The following is a 17,981-nucleotide window of genomic DNA, read 5'->3' as shown; positions in this document are numbered from 1 at the left end:
AACCCATACCGCCGAAGAACGTCATGCGAGCGGATTAACGCCGTTGAGTAGCACCCATACGCCAACACCGACGGCGATGCCGCTGAGCAGTGCGACGAACGATCCGATGAACGGTCGATGCGACCAGCCCCGGCCCGCATCGAGGCCGTAGCGGCCAGGACCGGTCAGGATAATCGCGATCGCCATGACGACGAGGGTGATCTGGTATTCGTGCCCGTCGGGCAAGAAGTATGAGAAGGCCTGCGACTGCTGTGCCGACAGCGTGGCGAGCAGCCCGTTGATCAGGAAGGCCAGCGCACCCGCGGCGGCCAGCGGAGTGAACAACCCCAGGACAAGGAGCACCCCCGCGACGATCTCGCCGCCGGCGCTCACGTAGGCGAGGATGTCGGCGTGCTGGTAGCCAACGTCCGACAACGAATTCTTGAACCCGGTCAAGCCCTGGCCGCTCCACCAGCCGAACAGTTTTTGCAGCCCGTGGGCGACCAGCACGGCCCCCAGTCCGGCACGCAATATCAGCAGGCCAAGATTCTGCGTACCGCGGCGTCGCGCGGCGCGCACCCGCTCGCTGTCCTCGTCCATGTCGACCTCGGTGGGACCGACCGCCAATTGCCGCGCCGGCTCCGGCTGAACGTAGGGCAACGCGTCCGGGGACTCCATCAGGTTGTATCCCGAGTTGGTGAGCCCCTGGGTTCCGGTGTCGTACGGCGGGATGACGGTGGTGGTACCGCTGCCAAAGTCGCCCGAGTACGTGGCGGGGGGCAGGTCGTCTTCGGGGTCGACCAGGCTTGCCGAGACGGGCCGCCCGGGCGCTGGCTGGGAGGAATCGTCCGGGCGTCGCCAATGTGAGTCATGCGTTTGACTGGTCACGCCTGCCAGGGTAAGGGCATTTGCATCTGAATTGGGGATTTGAGCGGCGCTTTCGCCGGGCAAATCCGCAGTTGACCCGCGACCACTCCCCGCTCGGGTGGGGCGACCCGCGGGGCGGGCATGTGGCGGCGGTGCCTGCGGTGTCCGTAGCCTGTCGATCATGCGGATGCGGCAGTCGGTTCGGTGCGGGCTCGCGGCGCTGTGCGCAGCGGTGCTGTTGGCCAGCGGCTGCGCACGGTTCAACGACGCGCAGTCCCAGCCGTTCACCACCAACCCCGACCTTCGGCCCCTGCCGAGCTCGACGCCTCCCCCACCACCACCGCTGCCGCCGACACCGTTCCCCAAGGAGTGCCCGGCGCCGGGGGTCATGCAGGGCTGTCTGGAGAGCACCAGCGGCTTGATCATGGGCATCGACAGCAAAACCGCTTTGGTCGCTGAACGGCTCACCGGTGCGGTCAAAGAAATCGCAATCAATGCCGAGCCGAAGGTGAAGATGGTCATCCCGGTCGACCCGGCCGGTGACGGTGGCCTGATGGATATCGTGTTGTCGCCCACCTACTCGCAAGACCGGCTGATGTATGCCTACATCAGCACGCCCACGGACAACCGGATCGTCCGCGTTGCCGACGGCGACATCCCCAAGGACATTCTGACGGGAATCCCCAAAGGTGCTACCGGGAACACCGGAGCGCTGATCTTCACCAGTCCCACGACCCTCGTCGTGCTCACCGGGGATGCCGGTGACCCGGCGCTGGCGGCCGATCCCAATTCGCTGGCCGGCAAGGTGCTGCGAATCGAACAGCCCACCACCATCGGTCAGGCACCGCCGACCACCGCGCTCAGCGGCATCGGCTCAGGTGGCGGCATGTGCATCGATCCCGTCGACGGCTCGCTGTATGTCGCCGACCGCACTCCCACCGCGGACCGGTTGCAGCGCATCACCCGCAAGTCCGAGGTATCCACGGTCTGGACCTGGCCGGATAAGCCCGGCGTGGCCGGGTGCGCGGCCATGGACGGCACCGTGCTGGTCAACCTGATCAACACCAAACTGACGGTGGCGGTGCGGCTGGCGGCGTCAACCGGTGCGGTCACCGGCGAGCCCGACGTCGTCCGGAAGGACACCCATGCCCATGCGTGGGCACTGCGGATGTCGCCCGACGGCAACGTCTGGGGCGCGACCGTCAACAGGACCGCTGGTGACGCGGAGAAACTCGACGATGTGGTGTTCCCGTTGTTCCCGCAAGGTGGCGGTTTCCCACGCAACAACGACGACAAGACCTAGGCGGGGCGCGGGCGCGAACGCCGATCCCACTGGCTGACGAGCAGGTCAGAAGCCGTCGAGCGTAAAGCGCGGGACACCGTATCGGCGGGGCTCATCGCGTGGCCGGAAAGGCGAAACCGCACTGTCGGACTCCTGGCCGGGTTCGAGGTCGTCGATATCGGAGAGATAAAGCAGGTCTTCGGTGCACTCGGGAGCCCACACCGCAACCGGCTCCAGCAGGTAAGCCACATGATCGCCGACTTCGGTCCAACTCGCCATCCGGCCGACGAACCACGCGACCGCATCATCGAGAATCGGCATACCTGCTGGTCCGCTGCGCCATGAGCAACGCTCGAATTTATCCCGCTCATCCTCATCACTGGTCTGACTGAGGAACAGTTTGGCGAGGACCTGATTGCTCCGCGCCAGTACATGCACCGCGACGTATTCGCATGCGATCACTACTTCGCAGGTTGGGTTGCTCCTGGGGATACTGACCAGAAAACTTGGTGGTTGCACACTGGTTTGACTCGTCAAGCTGACCAGACAACCCGATGGGCGCCCGTCGGCCTGAGTTGTTACCACGAACACCGGATAGTCGAGCATCCCCATCCACTGATCGAACGATTCGTCGTCCACACCACCATCATGGATGCGCGCGACGGATTCGGAAACTATTTCCGAGCTATCGATCGGCGAGCTGCGCCACCGGCAACAAGACGGTGCCGTACACCGTCAGCGGGGACGCGCGGCCACGACTCGCTAGCCCTGCCCGCAGGCCGCCAGGACAAGTTCACGAACCCGCGCCGCGTCGGCCTGGCCGCGAGTGGCTTTCATCACCGCGCCCACGATTGCGCCCGCCGCGGCCACCTTGCCACCGCGAATCTTTTCCGCCACATCGGGATTAGCCGCCAGGGCCTCGTCAACGGCAGCCTGGGTCAGCGAGTCGTCGCGGACCAACGCCAACCCGCGCGTGGTCATCACCTGCTCGGGTTCGCCTTCGCCGGCCAACACCCCCTCTACGACCTGGCGGGCCAATTTGTTGGACAGCTTGCCCTCGTCGACCAATGCCACGACCGCGGCGACCTGGGCAGGGGTGATGGCCAGTTCGCCGAGGGGCACACCGGCCTCGTTGGCCTTCTGCACCAGGTAGTTTCCCCACCAGGAACGGGCGTCCTTGCTGGCCGCACCGTGCTCGATCGTGGCAGCGACCAACTCGACGGCGCCGGCGTTGACGAGATCGCGCATCACCTCGTCGGAAATGCCCCATTCTTGCTGAATCTTCTTGCGGCTCAACCACGGTAGCTCGGGAATGGTCTGGCGCAGCTGCTCGACCAGCTCCCGTGCGGGAGCAATGGGCTCCAGATCCGGCTCGGGGAAATACCGATAATCCTGCGCGGTTTCCTTGGCCCGTCCTGCGCTGGTGTACCCGGACTCGTGAAAGTGCCTGGTCTCCTGGGTTATCTCGCCACCGGCCACCAGGGTTGCGCCCTGCCGCTGCATTTCGTAACGAACGGCGACTTCAACGCTTTTCAGCGAGTTAACGTTCTTCGTCTCGGTGCGCGTGCCGAATTCGGCTGTCCCGGTTGGCTTCAGTGAGACGTTCGCGTCGCAGCGCATCGAGCCCTGGTCCATCCGCACGTCGGACACATCCAGCGCGCGCAACAGGTCTCGCAACGCCGTCACGTAAGCCCGCGCGATCTGGGGTGCGGCAGCACCAGCCCCCTCAATGGGCTTGGTGACGATCTCGATCAGGGGCACACCGGCGCGGTTGTAATCGATCAGTGACGTCGTCGCACCGTGGATGCGACCGGTCTCGCTGCCGATATGCGTGAGCTTGCCGGTGTCCTCCTCCATGTGCGCACGCTCGATCTCCACCCGCCACGTGGTGCCGTCTTCGAGCGGCGCGTCAAGGTAACCGTTGATCGCGATCGGCTCGTCGTACTGCGAAATCTGGTAGTTCTTGGGCATGTCCGGGTAGTAGTAGTTCTTCCGGGCGAACCGGCACCACGGCACGATCTCGCAATTCAACGCCAGCCCGATACGGATCGCCGACTCCACCGCGGCCCGGTTGACGACCGGCAGCGACCCCGGCAGCCCCAGACATACTGGGCATACCTGAGTGTTGGGCTCAGCGCCGAAGGTCGTCGCGCAGCCGCAGAACATCTTCGTCGCGGTGGATAGTTCAACGTGTACCTCTAGCCCCAGCACTGGATCAAAACGCGCGACGACGTCGTCGTACTGCAAAAGGTCAGCCCCGAAAGCTCTGGGCACCCCGGTCGCAACAGTCATGGGCTCGATCGTAGTAGGGGCGGTGCTCTCGACGTGGTGCGGGCGAGAGCCGAAGGCAAGCGACCTATCCGAAGAAGGCCGCGGCGTCGTCATAGCGGCTTTCGGGCACCAGTTTGAGCTGGCGCACTGCATCGGCCAACGCAACCCGCCCGATGTCCTGGCCGCGTAGCGAGACCATCTGCCCGTACTCACCCGCGTGCGCGGCGTCGGCGGCGTTGACCCCAAATCGTGTGGCTAGCACCCTGTCGAAGGCCGTCGGGGTGCCGCCCCGCTGGACATGGCCGAGCACAGTCACCCGGACGTCCTTGTTGATGCGCTTTTCCACCTCAAAGCCCAGCTGGGCCGCGACACCGGTGAAACGCTCATGGCCGAACTCGTCAATCCCGCCTTCGCGCAACTGCATTGACCCCGCGATCGGCTTGGCGCCCTCCGCGACCACGCAAATGAAGTGGGAATCACCGCGCTGAAAACGCCGTTTGACGAGCCGGCACACCTCCTCGATATCGTAGGGCTGTTCCGGAATCAGGGTCATGTGAGCGCCAGACGCCAACCCCGCGTTCAGGGCGATCCAGCCGGAGTGACGGCCCATCACCTCCACCAGCATCACCCGTTGATGGGATTCAGCGGTGCTGTGCAGCCGATCGATCGCGTCGGTGGCCACGGTCAGGGCGGTGTCATGGCCGAAAGTCACGTCGGTGCAGTCGATGTCGTTGTCGATGGTCTTCGGCACGCCGACCACGGGAACGTTCTCCTCCGACAGCCAATGCGCGGCCGTCAACGTGCCCTCGCCGCCAATCGGGATGAGCACGTCGATGCCGTTGTCGTCCAGGGTCTGCTTGATGTGCGGCAAACCGGCCTTCAGCTTGTCGGGATGTACCCGGGCAGTGCCCAGCATCGTTCCGCCTTTGGCCAGCAGCCGGTCGTTGCGGTCGTCGTTGCGCAGCTGCAGGCGCCGGTTTTCCAGCAACCCGCGCCATCCGTCTTGGAATCCCACCACCGACGAGCCATACCGGGCGTCACAGGTGCGCACCACCGCCCGGATAACCGCATTGAGCCCTGGGCAGTCGCCACCTCCGGTGAGAACTCCGATCCGCATGCCTTCATCTTGCCCTGTGCCCCGGTCGATGACGCGAGCAGACACAGAATCGCGTCCTCCGGCCGCGTGCGGTGCCGGCGCTAGATGGCGCTCGGCAAAGGGCCCCGGGCGGCCTCGTAGGCGGCTCCCACCCGGTAGAGCCGGTCATCGGCCAGCGCAGGCGCCATGATCTGCATGCCCACGGGCAGGTTGTCGTCCGGCGACAGCCCCGACGGCACCGACATCCCGCAGTGGCCGGCAAGATTGAGCGGCAGCGTGCACAGGTCGAATAGATACATCGCCAGCGGATCGTCGACCTTCTCCCCCAGCGCGAACGCGGTCGTCGGGGTCGCCGGCGACACCAACACGTCGACGGATCGGTAGGCCTCGTCGAGATCGCGGGCAATCAGCGTGCGGACCTTCTGCGCCTGGTTGTAGTAGGCGTCGTAGTAGCCCGCCGACAACGCGTACGTGCCGATCATGATGCGCCGCTTGACCTCGGGACCAAACCCGGCAGCCCGGGTCATGGCCATCACTTCTTCGGCGCTGTGTGTGCCGTCGTCGCCGACCCGCAGGCCGTAGCGCATCGCATCGAAGCGCGCCAGGTTGCTCGACACCTCCGAAGGGAGAATGAGGTAGTAGGCGGCCAGCGCGTGGTCGAAATGCGGGCAGTCGACTTCGCTCACGTCAGCACCCAACGCGGTCAGCTGTTCGACGGCGGCCTCAAACGACGCCAGCACGCCGGGCTGGTACCCCTCACCCCGCAGCTGCTTCACCACCCCGATGCGCACACCGCGCAGATTCCCGGCCGCACCGGCTTTGGCGGCCCCGACCACGTCGGGCACCGCGACCTCCACGGACGTGGAGTCGCGCGGATCGTGACCAGCGATCACGTGGTGCAGCAGTGCGGTGTCCAGGACCGTGCGCCCACAAGGGCCCCCTTGATCCAATGACGACGCGCACGCCACCAGACCGTAGCGCGACACCGTGCCGTAGGTGGGTTTGACACCGACGGTAGCGGTCAGCGCGGCCGGTTGGCGGATGGAACCGCCGGTGTCGGATCCGATGGCCAGCGGTGCCTGGAAAGCGGCCAGGGCTGCTGCGCTGCCGCCGCCCGAGCCCCCCGGTACCCGGTCGATATTCCAGGGGTTGCGGGTCGGGCCGAATGCCGAGTTCTCCGTTGACGAGCCCATGGCGAACTCGTCCATGTTGGTCTTGCCCAGGATCGGAATCCCCGCTGCCCGCAGCCTCGCGGTCACGGTGGCGTCATACGGGGAGCGCCAGCCCTCGAGGATCTTCGACCCGCACGTGGTCGGCATGTCGACCGTGGTGAAGACGTCCTTGAGCGCAAGCGGAACCCCGGCCAGCGCCGAGGGCGCGGGTTCGCCGGCCGCCAGCGCCGCGTCCACGGCGGTCGCCGCCGACAACGCCTCCTCCGCGGCCACGTGCAGGAAGGACCGGTAGGTGTCGTCGGTCGCCGCGATCTGGTCCAGGCAAGCCTGGGTGAGCTCAACGGCGGACAGCTCTTTGTTGGCGATCATGGCCGCCAACGTCGCAGCGTCGGATCGGATGACGTCCGTCACTGGCTCTCCCCGAGGATTTGCGGGACCGCAAACCGGCCGTCAGCAACTGCCGGGGCCTCGGCGAGCGCTTGCTGCTGGGTCAGGCACGCCACGGTCTCGTCCGGGCGCATGACGTTGACGTCTTTGAGCGGATTGTCGGTGGCTTCCACACCGGTGACGTCGACGGCCTGGATCTGGCTGACGTGGGTCAGGATGGCGTCCAGTTGGCCAGCGAAGCTGTCGAGCTCGGTGTCGGTCAGCGCAAGACGGGCCAACCGGGCCAGATGGGCCACCTCGTCGCGGGAGATCTGGGACACGAGCGAAAAGCCTAACCCCCGGCGACCCAATAGCTTCCGAGCGGCCCGACCCAGGGCTGCCCTACCGGCACCTCCAGCCTGCCGAAATGCCCCGCGGGCAACCCTGTGCGACAGTGTTGGCCGTGCCTTCCTATCTGTTGCGCATCCAGTTGGTCGACCAGCCAGGCAGCCTGGGGTCGCTGGCGGTCGCGCTGGGTTCGGTGGGCGCCGACATCCTGTCGTTGGATGTGATCGACCGCGGCCCGGGCTACGCGATCGACGATCTGGTGATCGAATTGCCTCCGGGGGCGATGCCCGACACCTTGATCACCGCCGCCGAATCGCTGGCCGGGGTCCGGGTCGACAGCGTGCGCCCGCACACTGGCCTGTTGGAGGCGCACCGCGAGTTGGAACTTCTCGACCATGTCGCTGCGGCCGGTGACACGGCGTCTCGGCTGCAGGTTCTCGCCGACGAAGCCCCTCGGGTCCTGCGAGTCAGCTGGTGCACCGTGCTCCGCAGTGCACACGGACAACTGCACCGGCTCGCAGGTAGCCCGGGCGCACCCGAAACTCGGGCCGACTCGGCCCCGTGGCTGCCGATCCAGCGGGCCACGTCCTTGGACGGCGCCGCCGATTGGGTGCCACGGGCGCTGCGCGACATGGACACCACCATGGCCGCGGCGCCGTTGGGCGATCCGAACACCGCGGTGGTGCTGGGCCGCCCGGGCCCGGAATTCCGGCCCTCGGAGGTGGCTCGGCTGGGCTATCTCGCCGGCATTGTGGCGACGATGCTGCGTTGACCGCGCGGTGGCCTGCACGTCAGACCGCCACTATCTCGGCACCCGCCGCGCCTGCCCCTTACTGGCTGGCAAGCAGCTCGCCGAGCACGTGCTGGTTTTTCTCCAGCCACTCGGTCTCCTCGCCCGGAGCCGGCATGATCAGCCCGGCTTCCATGATCGAGGTCGGGTCGACCTCGTTGAGGCCGATCAGGAGCGAGCGAGCGTCCTGGCCAGTGATCGACACCCAGGATCGCGATAGCTCGGTGAGCAGTCGAGCGCGCGTCTCGCGATCGCGACCGGCGCGAATATTGCCGTTGATCACCGCGCAGCTGTTGGGTTTACCGGCAGTGAAGTAGGCCCCCGGTTCGTACTCGACGAACAGCACATTGACGAATCCCCGTGGCGCACCCGTGATGGAAGAATGGATTTCGGTGATCGCTTCGGCCAGCTCGGTGCGGGTATCTGCGCTGAGCGATCCTGTCGGGACAACGCATTGGTATAGGGGCATCCTTCACTATGTCACGCTGGCCTGCTCGGTGTCCGGTCCGTCGGCCAACAGCGCGCGGAACCCTTCTTCATCAAGGATCGGCACCCCGAGCTCAACGGCTTTGTCGTATTTCGATCCGGGCGCATCGCCGGCGACGACGTAGCTGGTCTTCTTCGACACTGAGCCAGCGGCCTTGCCACCGCGGGCAAGGATCGCTTCCTTGGCATCGTCGCGGGAGAAACCCGCCAACGACCCGGTAACCACGATGGTCAGCCCGGTCAGGGTGCGCGGCACGCTCTCGTCTCGCTCGTCGGCCATCCGCACCCCGGCCGCCCGCCACTTGTCCACGATCTCGCGGTGCCAGTCAACGGTGAACCACTCCGTGACAGCGGCGGCGATGGTGGATCCCACGCCCTCGACCGCGGCCAGCTGTTCGGTGGAGGCGGAAAAAATGGCGTCGATGCCGCCGAATTCGGTCGCCAGGGCTCGCGCCGCCGTCGGCCCGACGTGTCGGATCGACAACGCCACCAGCACTCGCCACAGCGGAGCCTCCTTGGCCTTGTCGAGGTTGGCCAGCAACCGCTGGCCATTGGCGGACAATGTCGCGGCCTTGGTCCGAAAAAGATCGGTGCGCAATAGGTCTTCTTTCCCAAGACCGAACAGATCGCCTTCATCAGCGATAGCCTGCGCTTCCAGCAGCGCGACGCCGGCCTCGTAGCCCAGCACCTCGATGTCCAGGGCGTTGCGGCTGGCTACATGAAATACCCGCTCCCGCAGTTGCCCCGGACAACTGCGCGCGTTCGGGCACCGGATGTCGGCATCGCCCTCTTTTTCCGGCGCCAGACTCGTACCGCACTCGGGACATGTTGTGGGCATGACGAATTCGCGTTGCGACCCATCGCGCAGGTCGACCACGGGCCCGAGCACCTCGGGGATCACGTCACCGGCTTTGCGAATCACCACCGTGTCGCCGACCAACACGCCTTTGCGCTTGACCTCCGACGCGTTGTGCAGCGTGGCCTGTCCCACCGTCGACCCCGCGACTCTTACCGGTGTCATCAACGCGTACGGGGTAATACGTCCGGTGCGACCCACGTTCACCCGGATGTCGAGCAGCGTGGTCTGCGCTTCCTCGGGCGGGTACTTGTAGGCGATCGCCCAGCGGGGAGCTCGCGACGTGGCCCCCAGCCTGCGCTGCAGCGCCACTTCGTCAACCTTGACCACTACCCCGTCGATTTCGTGGTCCACCTCGTGGCGGTGCTCACCCCAGTAGTCGACCCGCTCCTGCACACCACTCATGTCGGGCACAACGGTGGTGTGCTCGGAAACGGGCAGCCCCCAAGCCCGCAACGCCAGATAGGCGTCGTGCTGGGTTTCTGGGTGAAACCCCTCCGTATACCCCAGCCCGTGGCAGATCATCCGCAGCTTGCGGCGGGCAGTGACCGCCGGATCCTTTTGGCGCAACGATCCGGCCGCGCTGTTGCGAGGATTGGCGAACGGCGGCTTACCGGCCTCGACGAGGCTGGCGTTAAGGGCCTGAAAGTCGGCGAGCCGGAAGAACACCTCGCCGCGAACTTCGAGGACGTCGGGTATCGGGTAGCCGTCGCTGGCGGTGAGCCGTTCGGGAACGTCATCAATGGTCCGGGCATTGAGGGTCACATCCTCGCCCGTGCGACCATCACCCCGCGTCGACGCGCGGGTCAGCCGTCCACCACGGTAGACCAACGACAGTGCGACACCGTCAATCTTCAGCTCGCACAAGTAGTGCACGGCCGCGGCGCTGGTCTCCCCGATCTCGCCGTGAACTCGGGCGGCCCAGGCGACGAGTTCATCCGTGCTGAACGCGTTGTCGAGGCTGAGCATTCTTTCGAGATGGTCGACCTGCTCGAAATCGGTGGCGAAGCCGGCGCCGCCGACCAACTGGGTGGGCGAGTCGGGCGTGCGCAGCTCGGGGTGCTGCTCCTCGAGTTCTTGCAGGCCGCGCAGAAGGACATCGAACTCCGCATCAGTGATGATCGGGGCGTCGCGCACGTAGTAGCGGAACTGGTGTTCGCGCACTTGCTCGGCCAAGTCCCGCCACTGCCGCAACACCGCGGGCGGGGTGGGGTCAGCGTCAGCCACACTCACCCTGGCAGGCTAGCTGAGGATGCCATACGCTCCCAGGCTAAATGGCGTCCGGGTCTGCCGCGAAAGCTTCGCCGGCGCGGCGGGCGAGCTCGATTGCGGCGCGAGCCCACTGCTCAGACGCGCCCGCCAGACCGCACGCTGGGGTCACGCCCACCCGATCACGCAGGGCCGCGCGGCCAAAACCGAGCCGATCGGTGACAGCGACCACCGCGGCGGCCACCTCGTCGGGTGACGGCCGCGGTTCCGGCGCCGTCGCGGCGACCACGCCCAACATGATGGTCCGACCTTCGTCGACGAACGCGGCCATACCGTCCAGGTCCGCGGCCCGCAATGTCGTGACATCCACCAAGACCGCGCTAACACCGCTGCGCTGCACGATGTCCCACGGCAACTGCGGGCCACAACTATGCAGCAGCACGTCGGCCCCAGCAGCGGCGACGCAGGTGTCGAGCAGCGCTTCGGCCACCGCCTCGTCGAGGGCGGCGACAGGGTTGAGCGCCGTCACACCCGACAGCATGCCGCCCAGAGCCGCCGGCAGCGACGGCTCGTCGAACTGCACCACCACCGGTGTGTCGAGTCGACGGGCCAACGCCGCACGATGCGCCGCAACGCCCTCGGCCAGGGACGCGGCCAAGTCCCGCAGCGCCCCCATGTCAGTAATGGCCCGGTGGCCGTTGGCCAGCTCCAACCCCGCGGCCAGGGTGATCGGCCCCGGCGCCTGCACTTTGACCACCCGCCCGCCACCCCGCAAGCCCGCCGTGTCCCAGGCCTCCTCGAGGGCATCCATGTCCTCGCCGAGCATGCTGACGGCCCTGCGTGTCACCGCCCCCGGCCGGGCAATGACGCGATAGCCGCGGGGCACCGTGTCGATCGCCAGGTCAACCAACAGGGCTCCGGCGCGCCCGAGCATGTCGGCACCGACTCCCCTCGCGGGCAGTTCCACGAGGTGGGCCATCCCATCAGCCAGTTCGCCGACGACAACCTCGGCCGCCTGCCGCGCAGCGGTGCCGGGCCACGACCCGATACCGGTGGCCTTCACGAATGGCGGAGCGAACGACGGAGCGAAAACACTCACCCGGCAACCGTATTCGACCTCCCATTGCGCCCCACCCGCCAGGGGTACTTGCCATCGGGTGGCACGGGTAGGTTCGAGCCCAGAAGGGTGGCAGATGGCAAGAAAGACATGGCCGCTGCTGTTGTGTTGCGCGATGGTGCTGACAGCGGCGTGTATGCGCGAGGTGGGCGGCACCGCGATGCCGGCATTCGGTGCTACCCCCAGCAGCGCGCTCGGTGGCCTTGACGTCGATGTGAGTCAGGTCTTGCTGGATCAGTCGCGAATGCGCTCGATCACCGGCGCCGGCGACGATCTAACGATCATCCCCACGATGGACAACACCTACCCGGTCGACATCGAGGACCTGGCCGAAGCGGTGCCGCGAGCATGCCGGTTCATCTACGCGGATTCCGCAACGTTCGGCCCGGATGTCGAAGAGTTCCACAAGACGACCTTCCAGGACCCGCCCGACGGCAGTCTGATCTCCGAGGGTGCGGCGGTCTATCGGGATGCTGGTGCGGCGCGGCGCGCCTTCGACAGCCTGGTGGCCGCGGTGAGCGACTGCGCGGACAGTTCGGTCGGCTGGGTGTTGGTCAGCGACTGGAATGCCGATGCCGACTCCCTGCACATCCGGCCGGGCGACTGCGGCCGCGATTATCGGGTCCGTTCGGTAGCTCTGCTGGAAGTCACCTTCTGCGGCTTTCCGGAGTCGGTGTCCGACATCGTGATGACCAACATCGTCGCGAACGTACCCGGACGCTAGGTCCGGGCAGGTCCGGGCCGGTCCGGGCTAGACCCCGGGCCGCCGCGATCCTGATGCCCCAGCCAGCCGCGACGTGCCGGCGATGGTGGCACTGGCAAGAACTTCGTCGCCGTCGGGATCCGGCCGGTACAACACGACGGTTTGCCCAGTCGCCACGCCTTGCAGTGGCGTATCCAATCGTACCGAGAGCTCGTCGCCGATTAATTCGGCTACCGCACTGGCTATTTCGCCGTGCGCCCGCACTTGAACCGCGCACTCGACGGGACCCGACAGCGCTGCTCCGCCGGTGAAGACCGGCGCCCGACCGGTCAGCGCATGCACGTCCAGGTCGGCCACATCGCCGACGTGAACGGTCGCCGTGTCGGCGTCGATCGCCGTCACGTAGCGCGGGCGACCGTCTGGCCCCGGCCCGGCGATGCCCAGGCCCTTACGCTGACCGATCGTGAAACCGTGCACCCCGTCATGCCCGGCCAGCACAACACCGTCGGCATTCACGACGGTCCCCGGGCGAACACCGATGCGCGCGCCCAGAAAGGCCCGGGTGTTCCCGGAGGGAATGAAGCAGATGTCGTGACTGTCTGGCTTGTCGGCGACAGCGAGACCCCGATGGGCCGCTTCGGCGCGGATCTGCGACTTGGGGGTATCCCCAATGGGGAATACGGCGTGGCGCAGCTGCTCGGCGGTCAGGACGGCCAGCACGTAGGACTGATCTTTGTCCCGGTCGACCGCGCGGCGCAGCCGCCCATCGCACAGCCGAGCGTAGTGGCCGGTGGCCACCGCATCGAAGCCCAATGCGACGGCTCGCGCGGACAGGGCGGAGAACTTGATTTGCTGGTTGCACCGCACGCAGGGGTTCGGGGTTTCCCCGCGCGCGTACGAAGAGACGAAGTCTTCGATCACGTCACGTTCGAACTTCTCCGCGAAATCCCATACATAGAAAGGAATTCCGAGCGCGTCGGCGACGCGCCGGGCGTCGAGCGCGTCCTCCTTGGAGCAACATCCGCGCGAGCCGACGCGCAGCGCACCGGGTGCGTTCGACAGCGCAAGGTGCACACCGGTCACGTCGTGGCCGGCGTCGACCATGCGGGCGGCCGCGACCGACGAGTCCACGCCACCGCTCATCGCGGCGAGAATCTTCACTTTGAAACTCCCGCTACGGCCAAGGCGGCCCGGCGGGCCCGCGCCACAGCACCGGGCAGCACTGCCAGCGCCGCATCGACATCGGCGTCAACACTGTTGTGTCCCAGGGAAAGTCGCAGCGATCCGCGGGCACTCGCCGGGTCGGCACCCATCGCAAGCAACACGTGCGAGGGTTGAGCGACACCGGCAGTACAGGCAGACCCGGTTGAACACTCGATTCCGTTGGCGTCCAAGAGCATCAATAGCGCATCGCCTTCGCAGCCGCGGAAGGTGAAGTGCGCATTGCCCGGAAGTCGCAACGGGTCGAGGGCACCGTTGAGACGGACGTCGTCGATCTCGGCCAGCACACCCTCGACGAGACGATCCCGCAGCACGCGCAGCCGCGCACTGTTGGCCTCCAACCCGTCCACGGCGATCTGTGCCGCGGCCGCCATCCCGACAGCGCCCGCAACGTCGGGTGTGCCGGAACGAACATCGCGCTCCTGCCCACCGCCATGAGACAGCGGCATACAGGTCACGTCGCGGCGCAACAGCAATGCGCCCACGGCCGGCGGACCCCCGAACTTGTGCGCGGCCACGCTCATCGCAGACAGCCCGCTGGCGCTGAAGTCGACGGGCAGCTGGCCCACCGCCTGTACGGCGTCGCTGTGGATGGGGACACCGCATTCGGCGGCGACGCCAGCCAGTTCGGTGATGGGCATCACAGTGCCAACCTCGTTGTTGGCCCACATCACCGACACCAGTGCGACGTCATCGTGGTGCTGTAACACCTCGCGCAGCGCGCCGGCGGCGACCGAGCCGTCGGAGCCCGTAGGCAGCCACGTCACCTCCGCACCCTCGTGTTGGACCAGCCAATCCACCGAGTCCAGCACCGCGTGATGTTCCACCTGCGTGGTGACGATGCGGCGGCGCCTCGGCTCCTCGTCGCGGCGCGCCCAGTAGATCCCCTTGACGGCCAGGTTGTCGCTCTCGGTGCCACCCGCGGTAAAGATCACCTCGGACGGACGCGCGCCCAGTTTGTCCGCAATCAACTCGCGGGATTCCTCGATGCGCCGACGCGCGGTGCGGCCGCTGGAATGCAGCGACGACGCGTTGCCGACCAGGCCTAACGCGGCCGTCATCGCCTCGACGGCAGCAGGGTGCATCGGGGTGGTGGCGGCGTGATCGAGGTAGGCCATGACCCGCACAACGATACCGGCCCGTCCGTCTGCCCCGAACCTTTGCGCGGGCCGCACCCACCCCAGTGGCAATAAGCCGATGTCAGGCCGGTCGCAGAAGCAGCTTTTCTATTCGGCGCAATCCGAGTGAGCACACCGTCAGATACGGCACTTCCCACCATGGGACGCCGATCGTGACACGCGCACCATCGGCTATCGGGTCCACGCGGTGCCAGGTAGCGGGAATGCCGGCCACCCGCCACGCCCAGTATCTGCCGGGATCGAAGTCGCTGACGACGAATGGCACGCTAACCCCGAGCACGGTGTCGACGACACCAGTCGCGTGTGCTGTCAGCTCGTCAAAGGGCGGATCAAGTCGAGCCTGCTTGACTGATGGTCCCCACTGTGGCCAGGTATCTAGGTCAACCAGCAATTCCCACACCGCGTGCGGTGGTGCCGCAACGACCCGCTGCACACTCAGAACACTTCGGTAGTGCACGCGCTTACCAACCGGTTGAGCCCGGAATTCCCTTGAACGGCCCGACAATCCAGCTCGTAATCCAGCCGCCGTAGAAGCCACCGGGTTGCGCAATCACGTCCTCGCCATTGACGGTGCAGCGGTCCACCTGGGTGGCCATCACCGCGATATCGCCGGCGATCGCCTCGAAAGGGGCCGCCGGGCGTTCGTAGGTCCATGCCGCGCGCGCGGCCTCACGTGTGGCGGTGACCAGATCGAAGTACGTCGCTTGGCCTTTCCATTCACACCAGGACGAGCCGACAGTCCGGCGCAGCACGCCGTCGGCGAAGGCGTCGCGGGGCAGATAGTAGGTCGGGGGGTGGCTGGTCTCGAGCACCCGCCATGCGCGGTCTGTCGATGCGATCGTGTCGCCACCGAACTCGATGGTGATCGAACCGGCGAATTCTTCCAACCGCGGCGGTCGTGGGTAATCCCACACCGATTCCTGTCCTGGGCCAGGAGTGTCGGGCTTTGGCCAAGGATTCATGACAGTTCCTCCGCGGTCGGCTAACACCCATTCTCCGCCGACGTGCGGGCATCGGGGCAACTCCGGCAGAGCGTCAACCCTTTAGGCGGCCACCGCGTGCCCGTGACCTGCGCGTCTCGCACGCAGAGCTGGCGATCCCAACTGCACCGCAGACTGACAGCGACCGGCCAAGACGCGCCGATCATCACCCGGCAGCTGTAGAGATTCGACGTGCACACAGGCCGTCGTGCGTGGCGTGGCAAGCACCCGACACACCGAGCGCGCCAACTTGTCGTCACCGACGTAGGCCGGAGTGGTCGACACGCTGCCGTCGGCGCGCCGATATGTCAGCCGCAGAGGCTGCACCGGTCGGCCGGCATCGATGGCGGCCTGAAACATTGCCGGATAGAAGCTTCCGGATGCCAATCCACACCAGGTGGTGCCCTCGGGGAAGGCCACCACGGTCTGGCCGGCGCGCAGCCTGCGGGCGACGGTGTTCACCACTGCGGGCAGTCGGCGCAGGTTGGCCCGCTCGATCGGGATGATTCGCAGCAGGCGGGCCACAATTCCGACCGCGGGTCCGGTGAACATGTCGGCGCGGGCAACGAATGAGCCGGGCATGACCGCACCGATCGCGAAGACGTCCAGCCACGACATGTGGTTGCTGACGACAAGAACCCCACGGAGATTGCGAATGGGACTGCCCGACACGGTGATTCGGATACCCAGACAGCGCAGCACCAACCGGCAGTAGGCACGCTGGACGTGGGTGCGGCCGGGCAGCGGCGCGCAGAGCAGCGGTGCGCCCGGTGCCAGCAGCACGACCACCGCCAGGCGCAGCATTACCCGCAATCGCCGCGAATCGGCGATGTCGCCGTCTGCGACACAACTGACATCGCACGATGTGCGGGGCAGCCACGCATGTCCGACGTGATTGTTCATCGGGAGGCTCCGTCGCCGATCTCACCCGCTATCTCCGCGGCCGCGGCCACCGATCGCAACCGTTTCAGGTACCGCATGTCGGCGTGACGTTTACCGAGCAGCACACAGAAATCGGCCACCCCGAAGTCCGGGTCGTGTGCGGGCTCCCCACAGGCTCGGGCACCCAGCCGCAGATAGCCGCGCATCAGGGGCGGGATCGCGGGTCGCCGGGGTGGGGCAATGTCATCAAGTCCCTTGCCGTCGATGCACACCGGCCGGTAGGGACGCACGTGGTAGTCCGCTGCGTGGCGGTTCAGCACGAAGTCGCGTACCCCGCGGACCTGGCTGCCCGGTGCCTGGCCGTCACCCTCGATCGGTACCGACACGCAACCGGTCACATATTCGTAGTCGCACCTGTCCAGATACGCGAGGATCCCGGCCCACATCAGCAGCACCACCCCACCGTTGCGATGACCGTCGCGTACCACCGCGCGCCCCATCTCCACCAGCGACGGCCGAAGCGGATCGAGCGCGCTGACGTCGAATTCGGTAGCGGTGTAAAGGCCGCCCGCGGCGATCGCGCCTGACGGCGGGAGCATCCGGTAGCACCCCACCAGCTCGCCGGTGTCGTCGTCACGAACCAACAGATGGTCACAGTGCTCGTCGAACCGATCGACATCGCGGCCGCCGATGGCCGCAGGGAGAGCGAATCCGGGAGTGGTGCTGAAGACGTCGTACCTGAGCCTCTGGGCAGCCTCGATGAGTGTCGGATCGGTAGATAGCAACAGGGAGTAGCGCGGTCCGTGCGACGATCTCGTCACCGCGCCATGCGGTTTTTCGCTGGCTATGAGTACAGAAGCGATGCTCATGTCACCAACGTGACGCAATCGGTCAGCTAATTGGCATCGGTGCTGTGACAGGTCGGTGCACGTCAGATGACGAAATGTCGCAACGCGAATCCGCGCCCTCGCGCTATGGCCACGAAGGTTGCCAGGTTGTGAACACCGATCGACGGTTCGCTGTTCGCGGCGCGATCAGTGGTCGGTATTGCAAGAAATTGGGTCTGCCTGTTGAGATTCCACAATCGCCCGCTTGCTGACGTCCGGTGCCGAATATCTAACTTATTGGTGTAGAGCATTTCTGGCAGTAAGCACCGCCAGCAGAATGCGATTGAACGGTGTTGCTAGTCTCGGAGCGCCCAATTGCCGAATTCCATG

At 66.4% G+C, this 17,981-nt stretch carries 18 protein-coding genes; 3 read left to right on the top strand and 15 right to left on the bottom strand.

The window, feature by feature from the left end; genetic code table 11:
- Positions 1–21: 21 nt before the first annotated feature.
- The gene (locus F6B93_RS06900; RefSeq protein ID WP_246541029.1) at positions 22–867 is read right to left on the bottom strand and encodes a DoxX family protein; all 846 of its coding nucleotides are present in this window, start codon (positions 865–867) and stop codon (positions 22–24) included.
- A gap of 160 nt (positions 868–1,027) precedes the next feature.
- Here F6B93_RS06900 and F6B93_RS06895 point away from each other — a divergent pair, with 160 nt between their 5' ends.
- A complete protein-coding gene (locus F6B93_RS06895; protein ID WP_211698422.1) occupies positions 1,028–2,149 on the top strand; it encodes a PQQ-dependent sugar dehydrogenase in 1,122 nt (373 codons plus the stop codon).
- Between the two features lie 45 nt (positions 2,150–2,194).
- Here F6B93_RS06895 and F6B93_RS06890 read toward each other — a convergent pair whose 3' ends face one another.
- From F6B93_RS06890 to gatC, 5 genes are all read right to left on the bottom strand, one after another.
- A complete protein-coding gene (locus tag F6B93_RS06890; RefSeq protein ID WP_246541028.1) occupies positions 2,195–2,767 on the bottom strand; it encodes a flavin reductase family protein in 573 nt (190 codons plus the stop codon).
- Positions 2,768–2,890: 123 nt separating this feature from the next.
- Complete coding sequence (gatB, locus tag F6B93_RS06885) at positions 2,891–4,420, bottom strand: Asp-tRNA(Asn)/Glu-tRNA(Gln) amidotransferase subunit GatB (protein WP_211698421.1); 1,530 nt, start codon at positions 4,418–4,420, stop codon at positions 2,891–2,893.
- Positions 4,421–4,484: 64 nt separating this feature from the next.
- Positions 4,485–5,516, bottom strand: coding sequence for an ATP-dependent 6-phosphofructokinase (locus F6B93_RS06880; RefSeq protein ID WP_211698420.1), 1,032 nt, complete (start codon positions 5,514–5,516; stop codon positions 4,485–4,487).
- Positions 5,517–5,596: 80 nt separating this feature from the next.
- Positions 5,597–7,078, bottom strand: a complete 1,482-nt coding sequence (gatA, locus tag F6B93_RS06875; RefSeq protein WP_211698419.1) for an Asp-tRNA(Asn)/Glu-tRNA(Gln) amidotransferase subunit GatA — start codon at positions 7,076–7,078, stop codon at positions 5,597–5,599.
- On the bottom strand, positions 7,075–7,374 hold the full coding sequence (gene gatC, locus F6B93_RS06870; RefSeq protein ID WP_211698418.1) for an Asp-tRNA(Asn)/Glu-tRNA(Gln) amidotransferase subunit GatC: 300 nt from the start codon (positions 7,372–7,374) through the stop codon (positions 7,075–7,077). The genes gatA and gatC overlap by 4 nt, the downstream gene beginning before the upstream one ends.
- Positions 7,375–7,496: 122 nt before the next feature.
- Here gatC and F6B93_RS06865 point away from each other — a divergent pair, with 122 nt between their 5' ends.
- Positions 7,497–8,153, top strand: a complete 657-nt coding sequence (locus tag F6B93_RS06865) for an ACT domain-containing protein (RefSeq protein ID WP_211698417.1) — start codon at positions 7,497–7,499, stop codon at positions 8,151–8,153.
- 58 nt (positions 8,154–8,211) lie between these two features.
- On the opposite strand, the gene F6B93_RS06860 is transcribed toward F6B93_RS06865, so the two are convergent.
- Genes F6B93_RS06860 through F6B93_RS06850 form a run of 3 tightly spaced genes read right to left on the bottom strand, consistent with a single transcriptional unit; the run spans position 8,212 to position 11,821 of the window.
- Positions 8,212–8,640, bottom strand: coding sequence for a tautomerase family protein (locus F6B93_RS06860; protein ID WP_211698416.1), 429 nt, complete (start codon positions 8,638–8,640; stop codon positions 8,212–8,214).
- Between the two features lie 6 nt (positions 8,641–8,646).
- On the bottom strand, positions 8,647–10,746 hold the full coding sequence (gene ligA / locus F6B93_RS06855; protein WP_211698415.1) for an NAD-dependent DNA ligase LigA: 2,100 nt from the start codon (positions 10,744–10,746) through the stop codon (positions 8,647–8,649).
- A 37-nt stretch (positions 10,747–10,783) separates the two neighbouring features.
- Positions 10,784–11,821, bottom strand: a complete 1,038-nt coding sequence (locus F6B93_RS06850) for a uroporphyrinogen decarboxylase/cobalamine-independent methonine synthase family protein (protein WP_425518503.1) — start codon at positions 11,819–11,821, stop codon at positions 10,784–10,786.
- A 94-nt stretch (positions 11,822–11,915) separates the two neighbouring features.
- Here F6B93_RS06850 and F6B93_RS06845 point away from each other — a divergent pair, with 94 nt between their 5' ends.
- On the top strand, positions 11,916–12,563 hold the full coding sequence (locus F6B93_RS06845; protein ID WP_211698414.1) for a sensor domain-containing protein: 648 nt from the start codon (positions 11,916–11,918) through the stop codon (positions 12,561–12,563).
- Between the two features lie 27 nt (positions 12,564–12,590).
- Here the strand turns inward: F6B93_RS06845 and mnmA are convergent, their stop codons facing one another.
- The 6 genes from mnmA to F6B93_RS06815 form a co-directional block, all read right to left on the bottom strand.
- A complete protein-coding gene (gene mnmA / locus F6B93_RS06840) occupies positions 12,591–13,703 on the bottom strand; it encodes a tRNA 2-thiouridine(34) synthase MnmA (protein WP_211698413.1) in 1,113 nt (370 codons plus the stop codon).
- The gene (locus tag F6B93_RS06835; protein ID WP_211698412.1) at positions 13,700–14,881 is read right to left on the bottom strand and encodes a cysteine desulfurase family protein; all 1,182 of its coding nucleotides are present in this window, start codon (positions 14,879–14,881) and stop codon (positions 13,700–13,702) included. The genes mnmA and F6B93_RS06835 overlap by 4 nt, the downstream gene beginning before the upstream one ends.
- Positions 14,882–14,963: 82 nt before the next feature.
- Positions 14,964–15,335 (bottom strand): SRPBCC family protein, encoded by a 372-nt coding sequence (locus F6B93_RS06830; RefSeq protein ID WP_246541027.1) that lies wholly within the window; start codon positions 15,333–15,335, stop codon positions 14,964–14,966.
- Between the two features lie 28 nt (positions 15,336–15,363).
- Positions 15,364–15,864, bottom strand: a complete 501-nt coding sequence (locus F6B93_RS06825) for a DUF427 domain-containing protein (RefSeq protein ID WP_211698410.1) — start codon at positions 15,862–15,864, stop codon at positions 15,364–15,366.
- Between the two features lie 81 nt (positions 15,865–15,945).
- Positions 15,946–16,785 (bottom strand): lysophospholipid acyltransferase family protein, encoded by an 840-nt coding sequence (locus F6B93_RS06820; protein ID WP_211698409.1) that lies wholly within the window; start codon positions 16,783–16,785, stop codon positions 15,946–15,948.
- Positions 16,782–17,633: a GNAT family N-acetyltransferase gene (locus F6B93_RS06815; RefSeq protein WP_211698408.1), complete on the bottom strand. Its 852-nt coding sequence runs from the start codon at positions 17,631–17,633 to the stop codon at positions 16,782–16,784. The genes F6B93_RS06820 and F6B93_RS06815 overlap by 4 nt, the downstream gene beginning before the upstream one ends.
- Positions 17,634–17,981 lie beyond the last annotated feature (348 nt).

The sequence above is a fragment of the Mycobacterium spongiae genome, from assembly GCF_018278905.1.
Classification (GTDB): domain Bacteria; phylum Actinomycetota; class Actinomycetes; order Mycobacteriales; family Mycobacteriaceae; genus Mycobacterium; species Mycobacterium spongiae.
Note: the sequence above shows the minus strand (reverse complement) of the source record. Positions and strands in the feature narration are given on the sequence as shown.

Coding starts and splice junctions, on each gene's coding strand:
- F6B93_RS06895 (WP_211698422.1), top strand. CDS start 1,028: ATGCGGATGCGGCAGTCGGTTCGGTGCGGGCTCGCGGCGCTGTGCGCA.
- gatB (WP_211698421.1), bottom strand. CDS start 4,420: ATGACTGTTGCGACCGGGGTGCCCAGAGCTTTCGGGGCTGACCTTTTG.
- F6B93_RS06880 (WP_211698420.1), bottom strand. CDS start 5,516: ATGCGGATCGGAGTTCTCACCGGAGGTGGCGACTGCCCAGGGCTCAAT.
- F6B93_RS06860 (WP_211698416.1), bottom strand. CDS start 8,640: ATGCCCCTATACCAATGCGTTGTCCCGACAGGATCGCTCAGCGCAGAT.
- F6B93_RS06845 (WP_211698414.1), top strand. CDS start 11,916: ATGGCAAGAAAGACATGGCCGCTGCTGTTGTGTTGCGCGATGGTGCTG.
- F6B93_RS06835 (WP_211698412.1), bottom strand. CDS start 14,881: ATGGCCTACCTCGATCACGCCGCCACCACCCCGATGCACCCTGCTGCC.
- F6B93_RS06825 (WP_211698410.1), bottom strand. CDS start 15,864: ATGAATCCTTGGCCAAAGCCCGACACTCCTGGCCCAGGACAGGAATCG.
- F6B93_RS06820 (WP_211698409.1), bottom strand. CDS start 16,785: ATGAACAATCACGTCGGACATGCGTGGCTGCCCCGCACATCGTGCGAT.
- F6B93_RS06815 (WP_211698408.1), bottom strand. CDS start 17,633: ATGAGCATCGCTTCTGTACTCATAGCCAGCGAAAAACCGCATGGCGCG.